The organism is Holdemania sp. 1001095H_141210_F2, assembly GCF_015558105.1.
GTDB lineage: Bacteria > Bacillota_I > Bacilli_A > Erysipelotrichales > Erysipelotrichaceae > Holdemania.
Genome location: NZ_JADNPO010000001.1, coordinates 181,502 through 196,179, shown reverse-complemented (window position 1 = coordinate 196,179; position 14,678 = coordinate 181,502). Strand labels below are relative to the sequence as shown.

The following is a 14,678-nucleotide window of genomic DNA, read 5'->3' as shown; positions in this document are numbered from 1 at the left end:
GTCTTTTGAGATGGCGGAAAACATTTCAATGCCCGCCATACCTAAAAAAGGCTGAGTCACACCCCAGCCTTCCTAGCGTTTCCTATGTTTACAGATCAATGTTCATCAGCGCCAGGTCGGTCTTAATCCCTTCCTGCAGCACCTGTTCGTCAAAATTGAAATGGCAGTTATGCAGCGCGATGCCCGTGCCTGTGCCCAAGAAGAAGAACACGCCCGGGATTTTCCGCTGATAGAACGCGAAATCCTCCGCGATCATTTCCGGCTTGTCCATCACCTGCAGCTGCGGCAGAAGCGCCTGCGCCTTCGCAAACAGCGGGGTGTCGTTGATCACGGCCGGATAGCCTTCCGTATAATCAAACACGATCTGGCAGCCAGTTTCCTGTTCCAGCTGTTGCATGATCGCCTTCGTCTGATCGATCATCCAGTCGAACGTGGCGTCCTGAAACGACCGGTAGGAGCCTTCCAGCACCGCGGTTTCCGGCAGGATGTTGCGCACCGTGCCGGCGTGGAAATTTCCGAACTTTAAAATCCGGTATTGGTTCGGAGCAATTTTCTTTTCCATCGCGTACAGGCGGCATAACAGCTCCGCGCCGATCGCCAGCGCGTCGATGCCCTCATCCGGTTTGGCGCAATGGGTGCTCTTGCCCTTGACCGTCACCGTGACCTCGCTGGCGTGCGCCATCATCTCCTCCGGCCGGCTGGCTACGGTCCCGGCAGGGATAAACGGCCACAAATGCGTGCCGAAGATCGCCTTGACGTTGTACTTTTCAAAAATCCCGGTATCGCAGATCGGCTTGGCGCCCCCGACCGTTTCCTCCGAGGGCTGGAAGATTAACAGAATGTTGTTTTTCCAACCGCTGCGGTCAAGCTGATCCAGCTCCTGGGCAAATCCCAGCAGCATCGCCATGTGGCCGTCGTGGCCGCAGGCGTGCATTTTCCCCGGATGGCGCGAGGCGAATTCCAGCCCCGTTTCTTCCTGGATCGGCAGCGCGTCCATATCGGCGCGATACGCCAGCGTTGCCGGCCGGCCGGCGTCAAAGTAGGCGGCTACGCCCGTTTCCAACAGCTCGATGAGCTCGCAATGCAGTGTTTTTAAGACGGAAACAACATACTCCCTGGTTTTAAATTCTGTGAAGCTGGTTTCCGGAATCTGATGCAGATCCCGGCGGAATTGTGTCGCTTGATTCATACGGAAGACTCCTTTCGTGATTCTCTCTCATTCATTGTAACGATCTTGTAAAATTCGTCAAGCAAAGAGCGCACACTGTCATAAGATTTGTTATAATGGAGGACAGGAGTTGATCAACCATGCTGCAAATATCCAATTTACAGCTTTCGCTGGATGAAAATCCGCAAAGCCTGGAATCCCTGATTATGAAGAAACTGCGGCTGCGTCCGGGCCGTCTGACATCCTGGAAAATCGTGAAGGAATCGCTGGACGCGCGCAAGAAACCGCTGCGGTTTGTCTATACCGTCCTGGTTGAAACGCCGGGCGAAGCTCAGATCCTCAAAAAGAAACTGACCCATGTCAGCGCGGCTGAACCTTATCGCTATCAGCCGCCCAAGCCGGTTTCCTTTGACGGCCCGCGGCCGGTTGTCGTCGGCTTCGGCCCGTGCGGCATGTTCGCGGCGCTGTTGTTAGCCGAGGCGGGACTGCGGCCGATTGTGCTGGAGCGCGGCGCAGACGTCGATCAGCGTGTGAAGGACGTCGAAACCTATTGGCAAGGCGGGCCGCTGAATCCGCAAAGCAATGTGCAGTTCGGCGAAGGCGGCGCGGGTACTTTTTCCGACGGCAAGCTGACGACGCGCGTCAAAGATGTGCGGATTGTCAAAGTGATGGACGAGCTGATTGAAGCGGGCGCGGATCCGGAGATCGGCTATCAGGCGCATCCGCATATCGGCACCGACCGGCTGCGGCAGATCGTCAAAAACATCCGGCTGAAAATCCAGCGGCTGGGCGGCGAGGTCCGCTTCAACACACCGATGACCGCGCTGTTCACGGATGAAAACGGAGTCTGCGCGATTGCGGCCGGGGATCAGCGGATCGCCTGCCGCCAGCTGGTGCTGGCGCTGGGCCACAGTGCGCGCGATACGTTTACGATGCTGCACGAAGCCGGGATCGCGATGGAAGCCAAGGACTTTGCGGTCGGCGTGCGTGTCGAGCATCCGCAAAAACTGATCGATCAGAATCAATATAAGGAAGCCTCCGGCCATCCGCGTTTAAAAAGCGCGGAATACCGGCTGACCTGTCAGACGCGGGAAGGCCGCGGCGTTTATTCGTTCTGCATGTGTCCCGGCGGCATGGTCGTCGCCAGCGCCAGCGAGGACGAAGCGATCGTGACCAACGGAATGAGCGAATACGCCCGCGATCAGGCCAATGCCAACAGTGCTCTGTTAGTCCAGGTGCGCCGCAGCGATTTCGGCGAGGGCGTGCTGGATGGCATGCATTATCAGCAGGAACTTGAACACCGGGCGTGGATTTTGGGCGGCCGCTGCGGCAAAGCGCCGTGCCAGCGGATCGCGGACTACCTGGCCGCCCAGCCTTCCCACGATTACGGGATTGTGATTCCCAGCTACAGCCGCGGGGTGACGATGACGGATCTGCATCCGCTGTTTTCCCCCTCCATCAATAGAGCATTGACGGAAGCGCTGCGTTATTTTGATCAGAAAATTCCCGGGTTTATCGAAACCGACGCGCTGATGACAGGTGTCGAAACCCGGTCTTCCTCGCCGGTACGGATCCTAAGGAACGAACAATTTCAGAGCTTAACCACCCCGGGTCTGTACCCGGCGGGCGAAGGCGCGGGCTATGCCGGCGGAATCGTGTCGGCCGCGATCGACGGGCTGCGTGTTGGTGAACAGATCCTTCGCGATGGAGAAAGCGTGGGATTCAGAAAATGACCCACGATTTTGATCAGCTGCTGCAAAGTGCAGCCTACGCCGGCCAGCTGTTGTTGGAAAGCGGCGCAGAGATTTACCGCGTCGAGGACACGATCTGCCGGATCTGCCTGAATTACGGCGCTCAGGAGGCCAGCAGCATCGTGCTGCCGACCGGCATCTTCGTCACGATCGTCGCCGGCGGGCGTTCCGTCAGCAAGATCGTCCGGATCAAGTCGCGCGGTCTGGATATCGACCGGATCGACCGGATCAACACGCTCTCCCGCCAAAGCAGGACGCTGACGCTGGACGAATTTCTAACACAGCTGCGCGCGATCGCCCGGCTTCACCCGTACTCACTTTCGCGCCGGATTGCGGCTGGGGCGTTAGGCGCGGGTGGATTCACCTTATTCTTCGGCGGGCAATTTCCCGATCTGTGCTGCGCGCTGGTCATCGGCGGCCTGATTGAAGGATGCAGTTCGATTTTGGAACAACGCCAGTTTCCGTCCTTCTTCGCAATCAGCCTGTGCTCGGCTCTCACCGCACTGTTGGCGATCGTCTTCAATCAAACCGGACTGGCGCCGTCGTTAGACGCGTTAATCATCGGCTGTCTGATGCTTCTGGTCCCCGGTCTGGCGATTACCAACGCGATCCGCGACAGCCTGTCCGGCGATCTGATCTCCGGGATGACCCGCGGTGTCGAGGCTTTCCTGATCGCGATTGCCGTGGCGTTAGGACCCGGCCTGGTCATGAGTCTGTGGATGATGCTGGGAGGAAACCCGCTATGGTGATCAAACTGATCGGCGCCTTCCTCGCTGAAATCGGCTTTGGCATTTTGTTTAATATCCATGATCGGAAACTGTTGGCGGCGGCGCTCACCGGAACCCTGGGCAGTCTGATCTATGAACTGGTGATGCAGGTTCACGGAGGCGAAGTGCTGGCAATGTTTCTGGCAGCCTGCGGACTGTGTCTGGTCAGCGAGCTGCTTGCCCGGCGCATGAAAACCCCGGTCACGACGTTTCTGATCTGCGCCCTGATCCCCCTGGTTCCCGGAGGCGGCATGTATTATACAATGCTGGCCATCATCCAGGGCAACACGATGAACGCTTTGGAAATCGGAATTCACACGTTGGGCTGCGCCGGCGCACTGGCGCTGGGAATTGCCCTGACCAGTGCTTTCTTCTCCTTTTCGATGAAAAAATCATGAAAAATCATGCGAAACCTGAATTTTTTCAGGTTTTTTATGTATAATTAACGTCATTCTGATGACATACTAAGGTCTGAGCTCATCTCTTAAGAAGTCTGAAAGTTTCTTACATTTTTCTTAAAATAAACAAAAACTTTCATGACTAATGTGAATTTTTCTTCACAGAGATTGCATTTCTTCTTCAGCCGTTTAAAATAGAATCCAGCATCCGGATTTTGGGGGGTGCTGCTTTTTACAGGGTGAAAATCCGAAGAAAGGACCATGTATATGCTAGAAAGTTTAAACGCATTTAATTTTACAATTTTTCTCTTATTCCTGCTTCTCTATCTCTATCAGATCATTTATGCCGGGATCGTCCTGTTTGGCAAAAAGAAGCCGGCGCCTGAAGCGAAGCAGATGCACCGCTATGGCGTCATCATCGCCGCGCGCAACGAAGCGACCGTCATCCGCGAACTGCTTCAGAGCATTAAGGCGCAGAATTATCCGGACGGGCTTGTCACGGCATTTGTGGTCGCTGATAACTGCACTGACAACACGGCCGAGCTGGCGCAGATGGAAGGTGCAGTCGTATATGAACGTTTCAATCAGCTCAAGGTCGGCAAAGGCTACGCGCTGGATTACGCGTTCAAGCACATCATGAAGGAATATCCCAAAGATTGGTTTGAGGCTTATTTTGTCTTTGACGCCGACAATCTGCTCGATCCGAACTATATTCGGGAAATGAACAAAGTCTTCGATTCCGGCTATGAAATCATCACCAGCTACCGCAACTCCAAGAATTACGATTCCAACTGGATTTCCGCCGGGTATTCGCTGTGGTTTTTACGCGAATCAAAATATCTGAACCAGGCGCGGATGATGTGCGGCTCCAGCTGTGCGATCTCCGGCACCGGCTTCATGATTTCCAATCAGATCGTTAAAGCGAACAACGGCTGGAAGCATCACTTACTGACCGAAGATATCGAATTCTCCGTCGACAGCGTCCTGCACGGATTAAAGATCGGCTATTGCGGCGACGCGGTGCTGTATGACGAACAGCCCTGCACGTTTGAACAATCGTGGAAACAGCGGCTGCGCTGGTCCAAGGGTTTCTATCAGGTTTTCGGTAAGTACGGCACTTCCCTGGTCAAACGGATTCTCAAGGAGCACGATTTCAGCAGCTACGATATGACGATGACGATTGCGCCGGCGCTGTTCGTTTCCCTGTTCAGCGTGTTGATCAACTCGCTGGCTCTGGTATGGACATTGTTTGTTCAGCGTGACCCGGAAGTCTTATCCGTAACATTGGGCGCCATCACCGCTTCCGTCACGAATTACTATTTGATCCTGTACGCATTCGGCATCCTGACCACCGTTACGGAATGGAACAATATCCATTGCAGCGCTATGAAAAAAATCCTGTATACTTTCTCCTTTCCGATCTTTATTTTCACCTATGTTCCGATTGCGATCGAAGCGTTGTTCAAGAAGATCGAATGGAGTCCAATCACGCATACCATCGCCAAATCAATTCAGGAAATACGCGATTAACCGCGTATTTTTTTATCAGCTTCCTTAACGGAAACTGAATTTCGCACTGTCACAAACTACAAGCAAAACAGAGCGCAGGCAAGAAGAAACTTTTGACATAACCGGAAACGTTATGAGACAAAGGGATTGGGGTCCGGCATGGGAAGCCGCCTTATGCTCTCACTGCGCAAAGTTTATAATTCAAACGTTTTCAGCCTGATTTCAGATTTTTGACGCGGGAATTGCTCAGTTTTAGACATTTTGTCTAAAAAGTCGTCGCCCGTCAAGGCAAGTTTACAATTTCTTCACACAAACTTCACGGATTCTTCCTATAATAAAAACGATAAGAAAGAAGGAAATAAAAATGTTCGATTCTGAATTTTTGGATTCCGATACCGCGGCGATTCAAAAAGAACTGCGGTCAATGAAAAGAACCTTCCGCCTCGGATTAGCCGCTTGCGCGCTGTTATCCGGAGTGATCGGCTTTTCTGCCGGGACGCTGGCCGCTAAAAGTCAGAAAGGCAGCGTCGTTGTCCAGAGCGTAGAGCGCCTGCCTCAGAATCTTGAGAATGTGCCTGTGACCTCGATCAATATTCCGACCGTCGCCGCCCGGACGCAGAACAGCGTCGTGGAGATCCGCACGGAATCGGTGACCAACAGCTTGTTCCTGCGCCAGTTTGTCACGGAAGGCGCCGGCAGCGGGGTGATCATTTCCGAGGATGGCTACATCGTCACCAACAACCATGTGATTCAGGACGCCCGTTCGATCACCGTTGCGCTGCATGATGGTACGACATACCAGGCGCAGCTGGTCGCAACGGATTCCAAAATGGATATCGGCGTTATCAAGATTGACGCTTCCGGTCTGACCCCGGCAATTCTGGGCGATTCCGATTCGCTGTCGGTCGGCGAGCCGGTCGTGGCCGTCGGCAATCCGTTAGGCCAGCTGGGCGGGACGGTTACCAACGGTATCGTCAGCGCGCTCGACCGGGAAATCATTCTGAACAATGAGCGCCGGAACCTGCTTCAGACCAACGCCGCCATTAATCCGGGCAACTCCGGAGGCGGTCTGTTCAATGCCAATGGCGAACTGGTCGGCATCGTCGTCGCCAAATCTTCCGGTGAAGACGTCGAGGGCCTGGGCTTCGCGATTCCAGTCAACGATGCAAAACCGATTATTGAGGATCTGATATCGCAGGGTTATGTCGGCGGCCGCGTATCGTTGGGCATCACTGCGCTGGATCTGACGACAGCGCAGCTGGCCGCTCAGTACGGCTATAAAACGCCGGGCGTCTACGTTCAATCTGTCGTCGAAAACTCCAGCGCCGCCAACGGCGGGCTGCAGCCGGGCGACTGCTTCGTTTCGATCAACGATACGGCGATTGAAGCCATCTCTGACGTCACCACGATTCTCAACAACAGCTCAGTCGGCGATCAGATTGAAATCACCGTCAAGCGGGATGGCAGGATCGTCGAACTCACCGTCACCCTGCAGGAGAAAAAAGGATAGTCTTGAAAAGCTGGCTGCGGCCAGCTTTTTATAATGCACTAAGAAACGAAAGGAATTTTCATCTTTCCAATTTTAAAGACGCTGTCCGACGGTATTTCATTGATCAAAGCGAAAGCGAAAAAAAGGAAAGGATCTGATTTTATCCAGTCCTTTCCGCTTTAATTCTATCAATCTTCGTCGTTCGCAACATTCGCAGCTTTGATCACCTTATCGGCAATCGGCTGCGGCGCCGGTTCGTAACGATCGAATTCGATGATAAAGGATCCGCGGCCCTGCGTCATTGAACGCAGTTCGGTCGAATATTTCATCATTTCCGCCATCGGCACTTCAGCGGTAATCTTCTGTTCTTTTTCATCGACCAGATCCATACCGAGGATAATACCGCGGCGTTTGTTGAAATCACCGATGATCGTGCCGGTATATTCTTCAGGAATCAGAACCTCAACCTTGCCGATCGGTTCCAACAGAATCGGCTTGGCTTTCGGCATGCCGGCCTTATAGGCCAGACGGGCCGCGGCCTTAAACGCGATTTCCTTGGAGTCAACCTCGTGATAAGAGCCGTCGGTCAGCGTCGCCTTGACGCCGACAACCTTGTATCCGGCCAGTACGCCTTTTTCCATGCATTCCCGCAGACCTGCTTCAACCGCCGGGAAATACTGCTTTGGAACCGCGCCGCCGAAGACGGATTCCGCAAACACCATTTCATCGCCGTCGCATGGTTCAAATTTAACGAAGACATGACCATACTGCCCCGCCCCGCCGGACTGCTTTTTATGCTTGCCTTCCGCCGTGACCGTACCGCGGATTGTTTCACGGTACTGAACCTTCGGTTCCGTCGTATCGACTTCCACTTTATATTTTGATTTCAGCTTGCTTAAAATGACGTCGATATGCTGCACACCCATGCCGTACAGCACCGTTTCCTTGGTTTCTTTATTCTTATCCAGACGAATTGACGGATCTTCCTCGCACATCCGCTGCAGACCCATGCTCATCTTGTCTTCATCCGCTTTGGTCTTCGGCCAGATCGCAACGCCCAGCATCGGCTTCGGGAATTCAATCGGCGCATACGTCACCGGCTTGGACCGGGTTGCCAGCGTATCGTTGGTATCCGTAAACTGCAGCTTGACCACCGCGCCGATATCACCGGTAAACAGCTTGCCGACCGCGATCTGATGCTTGCCCTTGACGATGTAAATCTGATTCAGTTTTTCAATTTTATCCTTCTGAACGTTTAAGACCTGCGCATCCGTGCTCATAACGCCGGTCATGACCTTCAATAATGAAATCTTGCCGACAAATGGATCAATAATCGTTTTGAAGACCTGCGCTGTGAACGCTTCCTGTTCGTTGGTTTCCATCAGAATCGGAATTCCATCCGGATCCAGCGCTTCAATCATGCCTTTTTCCGCATAGCTCGGGAAGTATTCGCGAATCAGATCCAACAACCGTTCAATGCCGGTAACCTGCGTCGCACTGCCGCAGTAAACCGGTCGGATATCGCCGTTGCGCACGCCGATCCGCAAGCCCTTGGCCACTTCATGTTCGTCAAAGCTCTCGCCGCTGAAGAATTTTTCCATCAGCTCGTCGTCGGCCATTGCGATCGCCTCCGCGATCTGGCTGTAATATTCCTCAACGATGTCTTTCAGCTCGTCCGGGACTTCCTTCGGCGTCGTTCGATCGTCATAATACCATGCTTTTTTACGCAGAATGTTGACCGAACCGACAACCTTGCCTTCGCGCTGAATCGGAACTTCAAACGGAATGACCGTCTTGCCGAAATGTTCGCGCAGCTGATTGTAGGTCTGATCAAACGAAGCATTTTCCTCGTCGATCTTGTTGATGAAGAAAATTGTCGGCAGTTTCTTACGGGTAACGATTTTCCACGCTTTTTCCGTTCCCGATTCCACGCCGTCTTTAGCGCCGACGACGATCAGCGCGTTATCGCCGACCGCGATGCCGCACTGCGCTTCGCCCTCATAATCCAGATAACCCGGCGTATCAATAAAATTGATTTTACATTCTTTCCATTCCACCGGAGCGATGGAGGTATAGACGGACAGCCCGCGTTTCACTTCTTCCGCGTCGTTATCCATCACGCTGGTTCCGTCGATCGTTTTGCCCAGCCGGTCCGTTGCCTTGGTAAAATATAATGCAGCTTCCACGACGCTGGACTTGCCCGCGCCGCTGTGTCCCATCAGAACGATGTTGCGGACTTCATTCGCTAAATAATCTCTCATGCTGCTTCCCCCTACTTCAAATGCTCTTTCAGCTCAGCGAAGCAGTGCTCGCGGACATAATGAATTGCAAGATTGCCCTGGAAATCTTTGATGCTCTTATCCGCGCCCTGGTCCAGAAGGTACAGAACCAAATCGACATAACCGCTATAACTCGCTCTCATCAACGCCGTGCAGCCCGCATTATCCTGCATGTTGATATCCGCGCCATGTTCGATCAGATATTTGATGACGTCAACTTTGCACGCCAGAACCGCTTCCATTAACGCGGTCCGCCCCTTGCTGTCGCGGGCGTTGACATTCGCTCCATTTTCCACCAGATATTCCACAACTTCACTCTGACCCAAGAACGAAGCCCGCATCAGAGAAGTCCGGCCGTTGTCGTCATGCGAATTCACATCGGATCCAGCTTCGACCAACATCTTGACGATGCCCAGATGACCTTTTTTCGCCGCACCCATCAACGCCGTCTTATTGTTGACGTCGCGAGCCCGGACATTGGCTCCGTTATCCAGCAGAAACCGCACGATATCTTCATAGCCGCGCTTGGCGCTGCGCATCAAAGCGGTCCGTCCGTCGCCGTTGGAAACGTTAACGTTCGCCCCTTTGGAAACACAGGCGCAGACTTTCGCGAAATCGCCGGCTGCCGCCGCATCCCAGAACTCTTTGTTTGTTTGATCCATAATGAATTCCTCCTTTTATTTATTCATCAAACAATGTACCTTCCATACCTCATTCCGAATCTCGGAACCCCTTGCGGCATAGCCCGCAAAAGTATTCCTGAACTTCTGATCCCTGCCGCCGTATTGTATGCTTCCTGCCGCCGGCTTTTTCAAGGATCCTCATTCAGGCGTAGGTGGATTTACACCGCTGCCTCTCTTGTCTGACCGCTGTGACGCATCCTTTTCTTATTGCGTCGTTCCATTGAGTAGACAAAAAAGATGGACAGTCTAAATCCATCTTAAAAACAACTGATTTTTTCCAAAAGAACCCCGCCGAAAACACCTTCAGCTCTAACATCTCCATTTTGAGGGGCGCCAAAAACTAAGCCTTTCTTCTGGTTCATGATGTTTCACTCCATTCCGGTCTTGGTTCTTTATAGCTTTATTGTAACCGATTTCATTTTTTGTTCAAGACCTTTCTTCGCGAATTTCCATGAAAATAAGTTTCAATTTGTTACATTTTGTAAATTCTTTCATTTTGTTTTTTTCTTCCGTTTTGGACTTCTTTTTTACAAACGAAGTTGTTACAATGAAAGCAATGAGGAAAAGGAGATTCTTATGGAAGCCTGGAAAAATTACTTCAACGTCATGAACGAAATCATCGCCAAGGTTATGGACAGTCAGGGCGAAAACATCATGAAAGCTGCCACTTTGTGCGCCGACGTGTCGCAGCGGGGAGGTCTGATCTATGGATTGGGCGCGGGCCATTCCCATTTGGTCATTGAAGACGCCTTCTGGCGCGCCGCCACCGTCGCCAATTATGCCGCGCTGCTGGAACCCAGCGTCACCGGCACTTTTGACATCACCAAAAGCTACCTGATGGAAAACACCTACGAGATCGGCCGCCATATCGTCGATTATCACCGTGTCACGCCCAATGACTGCATGATCATCATTTCCAATTCCGGCAACAATATCGTACCGGTGGACGCCGCCTTGCGCGCCAAAGAAAAAGGCATTCCGACGATCGCGATCACGGCCGTCGAATACAGCGATTATCTGACGACCAAGCATAAAAGCGGCAGGAAATTAAAAGACGTCTGCGATATTGTCTTAGATAATTGTTCGCTGATCGGCGACGCGGCGGTCCAGATCGAAGGCTTCCCGATGAAGATCGGCTCGACCTCGACGATCCCGGCCGTTTATCTGCAAAACGCCGTGCTGACCCAGACGGTGGAGCTGCTTGTCCAGCGCGGATTGGATCCGGATGTCTACTTCAACGGCCACATCGCCTTTATGGACGCCTCGGCAGCGGAGCATAACGACAAACTCGTCGATAAATACTTCTATCGCATCCGCAACTTGTAGGCCAGCGCTTCCCGACTTAGCCTTGCCAAAGAACACCGCCGACCGGCGGTGTTCTTATTTTTATGCTCTGGCGTCTTTCTTTCCTTCAGCACGACTGCGAAAGCGCGCGGATCAGCCGCTCCGCCGCCCTCACAATCACGCTGCGGGGCGCGGCGATATTCAAGCGGATAAACGGTTTGCCGGATTGATAATGCGAACCGGTGCTGCCATAGATATGACAGCGGTTTTCAAACAGATCGACGACTTCCGCGTCGGTTTTACAACAGCCGCTGCAGTCTACCCACAACAGAAACGTCGATTCCAGCCGCATCGGCTTCAGCGACACACCGGCCGTTTTCAGCATCGCGCAAAAAACCCGCGTGTTTTCCTGCACATACGCCTTCGCCTGGTCCAGCCACGCCGCGCCTTCCTCACTGTAAGCGGCCAGCGCGGCTGCGTGCGAGAAAGTCTGATTATTCATATACGCCAGCGCATCACGCTCGCGTTGGACCGCCTGCGCCTGATCAGCATCGGGGATAAACATAAACGAACATTGCATCCCCTGCAGGTTAAACGTCTTGCTTGGCGATAAAAGGGTAATTACATTCTGATCAAGAGCGCTGGCCGCCGTCATTGTCCCATATACCCAATCCGCATGGATCTCATCGGCGATCACGGCGATGTGATATCGACGGCACAACGATAACATCGCGTCCAGCTCCTGCGGACTGAATACCCGGGAGGTTGGATTGTGCGGCGAACATAGAATAAACATCCTTACCTCGCTGAGCTTCGCTTCAAAATCAGCCAGATCCAGTTCATAATGATCGTCCTTCTGAATCAGTTCGTTGATCACGCAGCGCCGCTGATTCAGCTCAGCGACTTTGCGGAATGGACTATACGAAGGATTCTGGATCAGTATTCCGTCCCCCGGCTGCGTCAGCGCCCTCACGCACAGTGCAATCGCAGTGTTGACGCTGGGCGCGATCTGAATTGTCTGCGGATCCAGAATTGCTCCGCTGTGTTCCTTTGCCCACGCGCACACCCGTTTTGGCAAGACCTCGTCAAATTGCTGATAGCCGTAAAACGGATGCGCCGCCCGCTCGACGATGGCCTGTGTGATCGCTTTGCAGCAAGGCAGATCCATGTCCGCCAGCGTCATCACCAGCGCATCCTGAGGCCGCTGTGCGGTTTTAGCCTGACTGTACTTGACGCAGTGCGTATTTCTGCGGTCGATGTATTCATCAAAATTCATGGTTGGTCTTCTCCCTCTTTTTTTCATTATAACACCTTTTCCCACGATCCACGCAAACGAAAATGGCCCTGAAATCAGGCCATTTCATTCTTTTCTTTCCGTTGAAGTTCAGTCTGCGATGTCATCATCAATACCGGGAACCGGCCGCAGCTGGGACATCAACGCTTCCCAGGTCAGTCTTCCGATAATTCCATCCGCAACCAGCCCCTGATCCCGCTGAAACGCCCGTACGACTCGATCAAGTTCCGCGTCAAACACGCCGCTGATCTTCGTGACTGGATAGCCCAGCGCCCACAGCGCATCCTGCGCCACACAGACCTCGGTCTTCTGATCGCCTTTCTGAATCTGCGCGAACGGAACAAAGTCGCTGGCCGCTTCATTTTGATGATGCATGTGGGCTTCAATCCGGGTATGCTGCAGGTCGGTGATCACATCTAACAACTCCTGATCTTCCGCCAGCGTGACCAGCTGCTGCAGCCCCGACAGCGACAGGTTTCGTCCCAGATCAACTCCCGTCCCCAGCATGTGCGTCAAAATCATCGGTTCCTCAGCGCTCCACGCCCGCCGAAACGCCCGGCTGATGCGCGGCTTCATGCCAAACCGCCGGATCAGTTCATCGGTTGACCGCAGAAACCGCCGGGTCGACCAGCCAATCGTTCGGCTGTGGGAATTACGCATGAACTCGCCGACTGTAAACCGGCAGCAAGCCGTATAAGGCATGTTATCGCAGCAGCGCAGCGAATACGTTTCCATCTTATCGGTTTGATCGTTGTAAATCAAAATTCTCATGGTTTTCACCTCCAGTATACCGTATGCAGCTCACGCGGAAGAGAAAAGGCCAATAACCAAATGAATTCCCGTTAGGCACGTTCCCTTTCGGTCCTCTCCCTTAGACATACCTTGTTAATGAAAGGAGGATTTACTCACATGGCTTATGTTATTCGCAGAGGGTATACCGGGCTGGCGGTCAAGAAAATGCAGCAGTATCTGAACGTCCTGCGCTCTTCGTACCCTGACCTTCCTGTTTTAAAAGAAGACGGCTCCTTCGGACCCGCCACAGAAAACGCTGTCATGATTTTCCAAAGACACACCGGTTTAACGGCCGACGGAATCATCGGTACCCTGACCTGGGATAAAATTATCGCTAAATACAAGGCGAATCCCGGCCCCGGTCCGAATCCCGACCCGGATCCCGGCAGCGGGCAGCCGCCGCTGGAATACGGCGACACGGGACTGGAAGTCCAGAAAATGCAGAACTATCTGAATCGGCTTACGCTGCCGTCGACCCCGATTACAGCCGACGGCGTTTTCGGTGCCAAAACCGAAGCCAAGGTCATTGCGTTTCAAAATGCCCACAGTCTGACGCCGGATGGCAAAATTGTCGAAAAGACCTGGGATAAGATCATCGCCTTAATCGACTAGACAAAAATAAAACCGGAATCCCCACTTCGGAAGTTCCGGTTTTTTTCATGCTTCAGATCGTTGCCCGGCCGCGTTATTTCTGCACAGGTTCAGGATGTTCAGCCTGACTGACCGCTTTTTCTACCGTCTGCAAATAGTTCTGAATCGTGATCGTGCACTGCGTCCGCAGATCTTCGTTCGCCGCTTTGCCTTCCTCATCGACGTCCACAGCGTCCAGACCATGCGCGACGATGTAGTCTTCCAGCGCTTTGATCTGCTCGCTCCAGCCGGCGATCGCCTGTTCACCCAGCTTATACTGATCGCCCAGCGCTTTCTTCGTCGTATCTTCGGTGATCTCGTCGATCGAAACCCAGCTGATTTTGCCGTCCTTCATCTGAACGGACACGATCGGCGTTCCAAACGCCGTTGTTTCCCCGACGATATCGCTGGCTTCCGTGATGGCCGGATCAATCGTCGGCAGAGCGGATGGCGACGGACTGGGCGAAGCGGAAGGCGCGGGCTGCGAATTGTTTTTATTCCAGGAACAGCCGGCCAGCACCGCCAGACAGATTCCGGCGCACAGAATGATTTTCTTCATGAAACTGCCTCCTTTTCATTCTGTCCTTAGTCTGCCCCGCGCCGGCCTGTTTTATCAGATCAGAATCCAGGAAAG

At 53.2% G+C, this 14,678-nt stretch carries 13 protein-coding genes; 7 read left to right on the top strand and 6 right to left on the bottom strand.

Annotated elements, in window-relative coordinates; genetic code table 11:
* Nucleotides 1-88: 88 nt before the first annotated feature.
* Nucleotides 89-1,189 carry a M20 family metallopeptidase gene (locus tag I2G61_RS00985; RefSeq protein ID WP_195396733.1) on the bottom strand — a complete coding sequence of 367 codons (1,101 nt, stop codon included), beginning with the start codon at nucleotides 1,187-1,189 and terminating at the stop codon, nucleotides 89-91.
* Nucleotides 1,190-1,308: 119 nt separating this feature from the next.
* Between I2G61_RS00985 and I2G61_RS00980 the strand changes: the two genes are divergently transcribed.
* The 5 genes from I2G61_RS00980 to I2G61_RS00960 all read left to right on the top strand — a co-directional run bounded on the left by I2G61_RS00980 (nucleotide 1,309) and on the right by I2G61_RS00960 (nucleotide 7,103).
* Nucleotides 1,309-2,901, top strand: a complete 1,593-nt coding sequence (locus I2G61_RS00980) for an NAD(P)/FAD-dependent oxidoreductase (RefSeq protein WP_072684085.1) — start codon at nucleotides 1,309-1,311, stop codon at nucleotides 2,899-2,901.
* Nucleotides 2,898-3,668: a threonine/serine exporter family protein gene (locus tag I2G61_RS00975; protein WP_195396735.1), complete on the top strand. Its 771-nt coding sequence runs from the start codon at nucleotides 2,898-2,900 to the stop codon at nucleotides 3,666-3,668. The genes I2G61_RS00980 and I2G61_RS00975 overlap by 4 nt, the downstream gene beginning before the upstream one ends.
* Complete coding sequence (locus tag I2G61_RS00970) at nucleotides 3,662-4,084, top strand: threonine/serine exporter family protein (protein ID WP_072684083.1); 423 nt, start codon at nucleotides 3,662-3,664, stop codon at nucleotides 4,082-4,084. The genes I2G61_RS00975 and I2G61_RS00970 overlap by 7 nt, the downstream gene beginning before the upstream one ends.
* Before the next feature lie 267 nt (nucleotides 4,085-4,351).
* Entirely contained in the window at nucleotides 4,352-5,614 is a 1,263-nt protein-coding gene (locus tag I2G61_RS00965) for a glycosyltransferase family 2 protein (protein WP_229056845.1), read from the top strand.
* A 343-nt stretch (nucleotides 5,615-5,957) separates the two neighbouring features.
* A complete protein-coding gene (locus tag I2G61_RS00960) occupies nucleotides 5,958-7,103 on the top strand; it encodes a S1C family serine protease (protein WP_195547749.1) in 1,146 nt (381 codons plus the stop codon).
* Nucleotides 7,104-7,270: 167 nt separating this feature from the next.
* Here I2G61_RS00960 and I2G61_RS00955 read toward each other — a convergent pair whose 3' ends face one another.
* Nucleotides 7,271-9,343: an elongation factor G gene (locus I2G61_RS00955; RefSeq protein WP_072684080.1), complete on the bottom strand. Its 2,073-nt coding sequence runs from the start codon at nucleotides 9,341-9,343 to the stop codon at nucleotides 7,271-7,273.
* Between the two features lie 11 nt (nucleotides 9,344-9,354).
* Nucleotides 9,355-10,023, bottom strand: a complete 669-nt coding sequence (locus I2G61_RS00950; RefSeq protein WP_072684079.1) for an ankyrin repeat domain-containing protein — start codon at nucleotides 10,021-10,023, stop codon at nucleotides 9,355-9,357.
* A gap of 597 nt (nucleotides 10,024-10,620) precedes the next feature.
* Here I2G61_RS00950 and I2G61_RS00945 point away from each other — a divergent pair.
* Complete coding sequence (locus I2G61_RS00945) at nucleotides 10,621-11,370, top strand: sugar isomerase domain-containing protein (RefSeq protein ID WP_072684078.1); 750 nt, start codon at nucleotides 10,621-10,623, stop codon at nucleotides 11,368-11,370.
* A gap of 85 nt (nucleotides 11,371-11,455) precedes the next feature.
* Here the strand turns inward: I2G61_RS00945 and I2G61_RS00940 are convergent, their stop codons facing one another.
* A complete protein-coding gene (locus tag I2G61_RS00940; protein ID WP_072684077.1) occupies nucleotides 11,456-12,604 on the bottom strand; it encodes a MalY/PatB family protein in 1,149 nt (382 codons plus the stop codon).
* Between the two features lie 108 nt (nucleotides 12,605-12,712).
* Nucleotides 12,713-13,393 carry a peptidoglycan-binding protein gene (locus tag I2G61_RS00935; protein ID WP_072684076.1) on the bottom strand — a complete coding sequence of 227 codons (681 nt, stop codon included), beginning with the start codon at nucleotides 13,391-13,393 and terminating at the stop codon, nucleotides 12,713-12,715.
* A 138-nt stretch (nucleotides 13,394-13,531) separates the two neighbouring features.
* Here I2G61_RS00935 and I2G61_RS00930 point away from each other — a divergent pair, with 138 nt between their 5' ends.
* The gene (locus I2G61_RS00930) at nucleotides 13,532-14,026 is read left to right on the top strand and encodes a peptidoglycan-binding protein (RefSeq protein ID WP_195547748.1); all 495 of its coding nucleotides are present in this window, start codon (nucleotides 13,532-13,534) and stop codon (nucleotides 14,024-14,026) included.
* Between the two features lie 73 nt (nucleotides 14,027-14,099).
* Here I2G61_RS00930 and I2G61_RS00925 read toward each other — a convergent pair whose 3' ends face one another.
* A complete protein-coding gene (locus tag I2G61_RS00925) occupies nucleotides 14,100-14,603 on the bottom strand; it encodes a hypothetical protein (protein ID WP_072684074.1) in 504 nt (167 codons plus the stop codon).
* Between the last annotated feature and the right edge of the window lie 75 nt (nucleotides 14,604-14,678).

What these genes read in the sequence shown, in the direction of transcription:
- I2G61_RS00985 (WP_195396733.1), bottom strand. Translation starts at nt 1,189, where the DNA reads ATGAATCAAGCGACACAATTCCGCCGGGATCTGCATCAGATTCCGGAA.
- I2G61_RS00980 (WP_072684085.1), top strand. Translation starts at nt 1,309, where the DNA reads ATGCTGCAAATATCCAATTTACAGCTTTCGCTGGATGAAAATCCGCAA.
- I2G61_RS00975 (WP_195396735.1), top strand. Translation starts at nt 2,898, where the DNA reads ATGACCCACGATTTTGATCAGCTGCTGCAAAGTGCAGCCTACGCCGGC.
- I2G61_RS00970 (WP_072684083.1), top strand. Translation starts at nt 3,662, where the DNA reads ATGGTGATCAAACTGATCGGCGCCTTCCTCGCTGAAATCGGCTTTGGC.
- I2G61_RS00965 (WP_229056845.1), top strand. Translation starts at nt 4,352, where the DNA reads ATGCTAGAAAGTTTAAACGCATTTAATTTTACAATTTTTCTCTTATTC.
- I2G61_RS00960 (WP_195547749.1), top strand. Translation starts at nt 5,958, where the DNA reads ATGTTCGATTCTGAATTTTTGGATTCCGATACCGCGGCGATTCAAAAA.
- I2G61_RS00955 (WP_072684080.1), bottom strand. Translation starts at nt 9,343, where the DNA reads ATGAGAGATTATTTAGCGAATGAAGTCCGCAACATCGTTCTGATGGGA.
- I2G61_RS00950 (WP_072684079.1), bottom strand. Translation starts at nt 10,023, where the DNA reads ATGGATCAAACAAACAAAGAGTTCTGGGATGCGGCGGCAGCCGGCGAT.
- I2G61_RS00945 (WP_072684078.1), top strand. Translation starts at nt 10,621, where the DNA reads ATGGAAGCCTGGAAAAATTACTTCAACGTCATGAACGAAATCATCGCC.
- I2G61_RS00940 (WP_072684077.1), bottom strand. Translation starts at nt 12,604, where the DNA reads ATGAATTTTGATGAATACATCGACCGCAGAAATACGCACTGCGTCAAG.
- I2G61_RS00935 (WP_072684076.1), bottom strand. Translation starts at nt 13,393, where the DNA reads ATGAGAATTTTGATTTACAACGATCAAACCGATAAGATGGAAACGTAT.
- I2G61_RS00930 (WP_195547748.1), top strand. Translation starts at nt 13,532, where the DNA reads ATGGCTTATGTTATTCGCAGAGGGTATACCGGGCTGGCGGTCAAGAAA.
- I2G61_RS00925 (WP_072684074.1), bottom strand. Translation starts at nt 14,603, where the DNA reads ATGAAGAAAATCATTCTGTGCGCCGGAATCTGTCTGGCGGTGCTGGCC.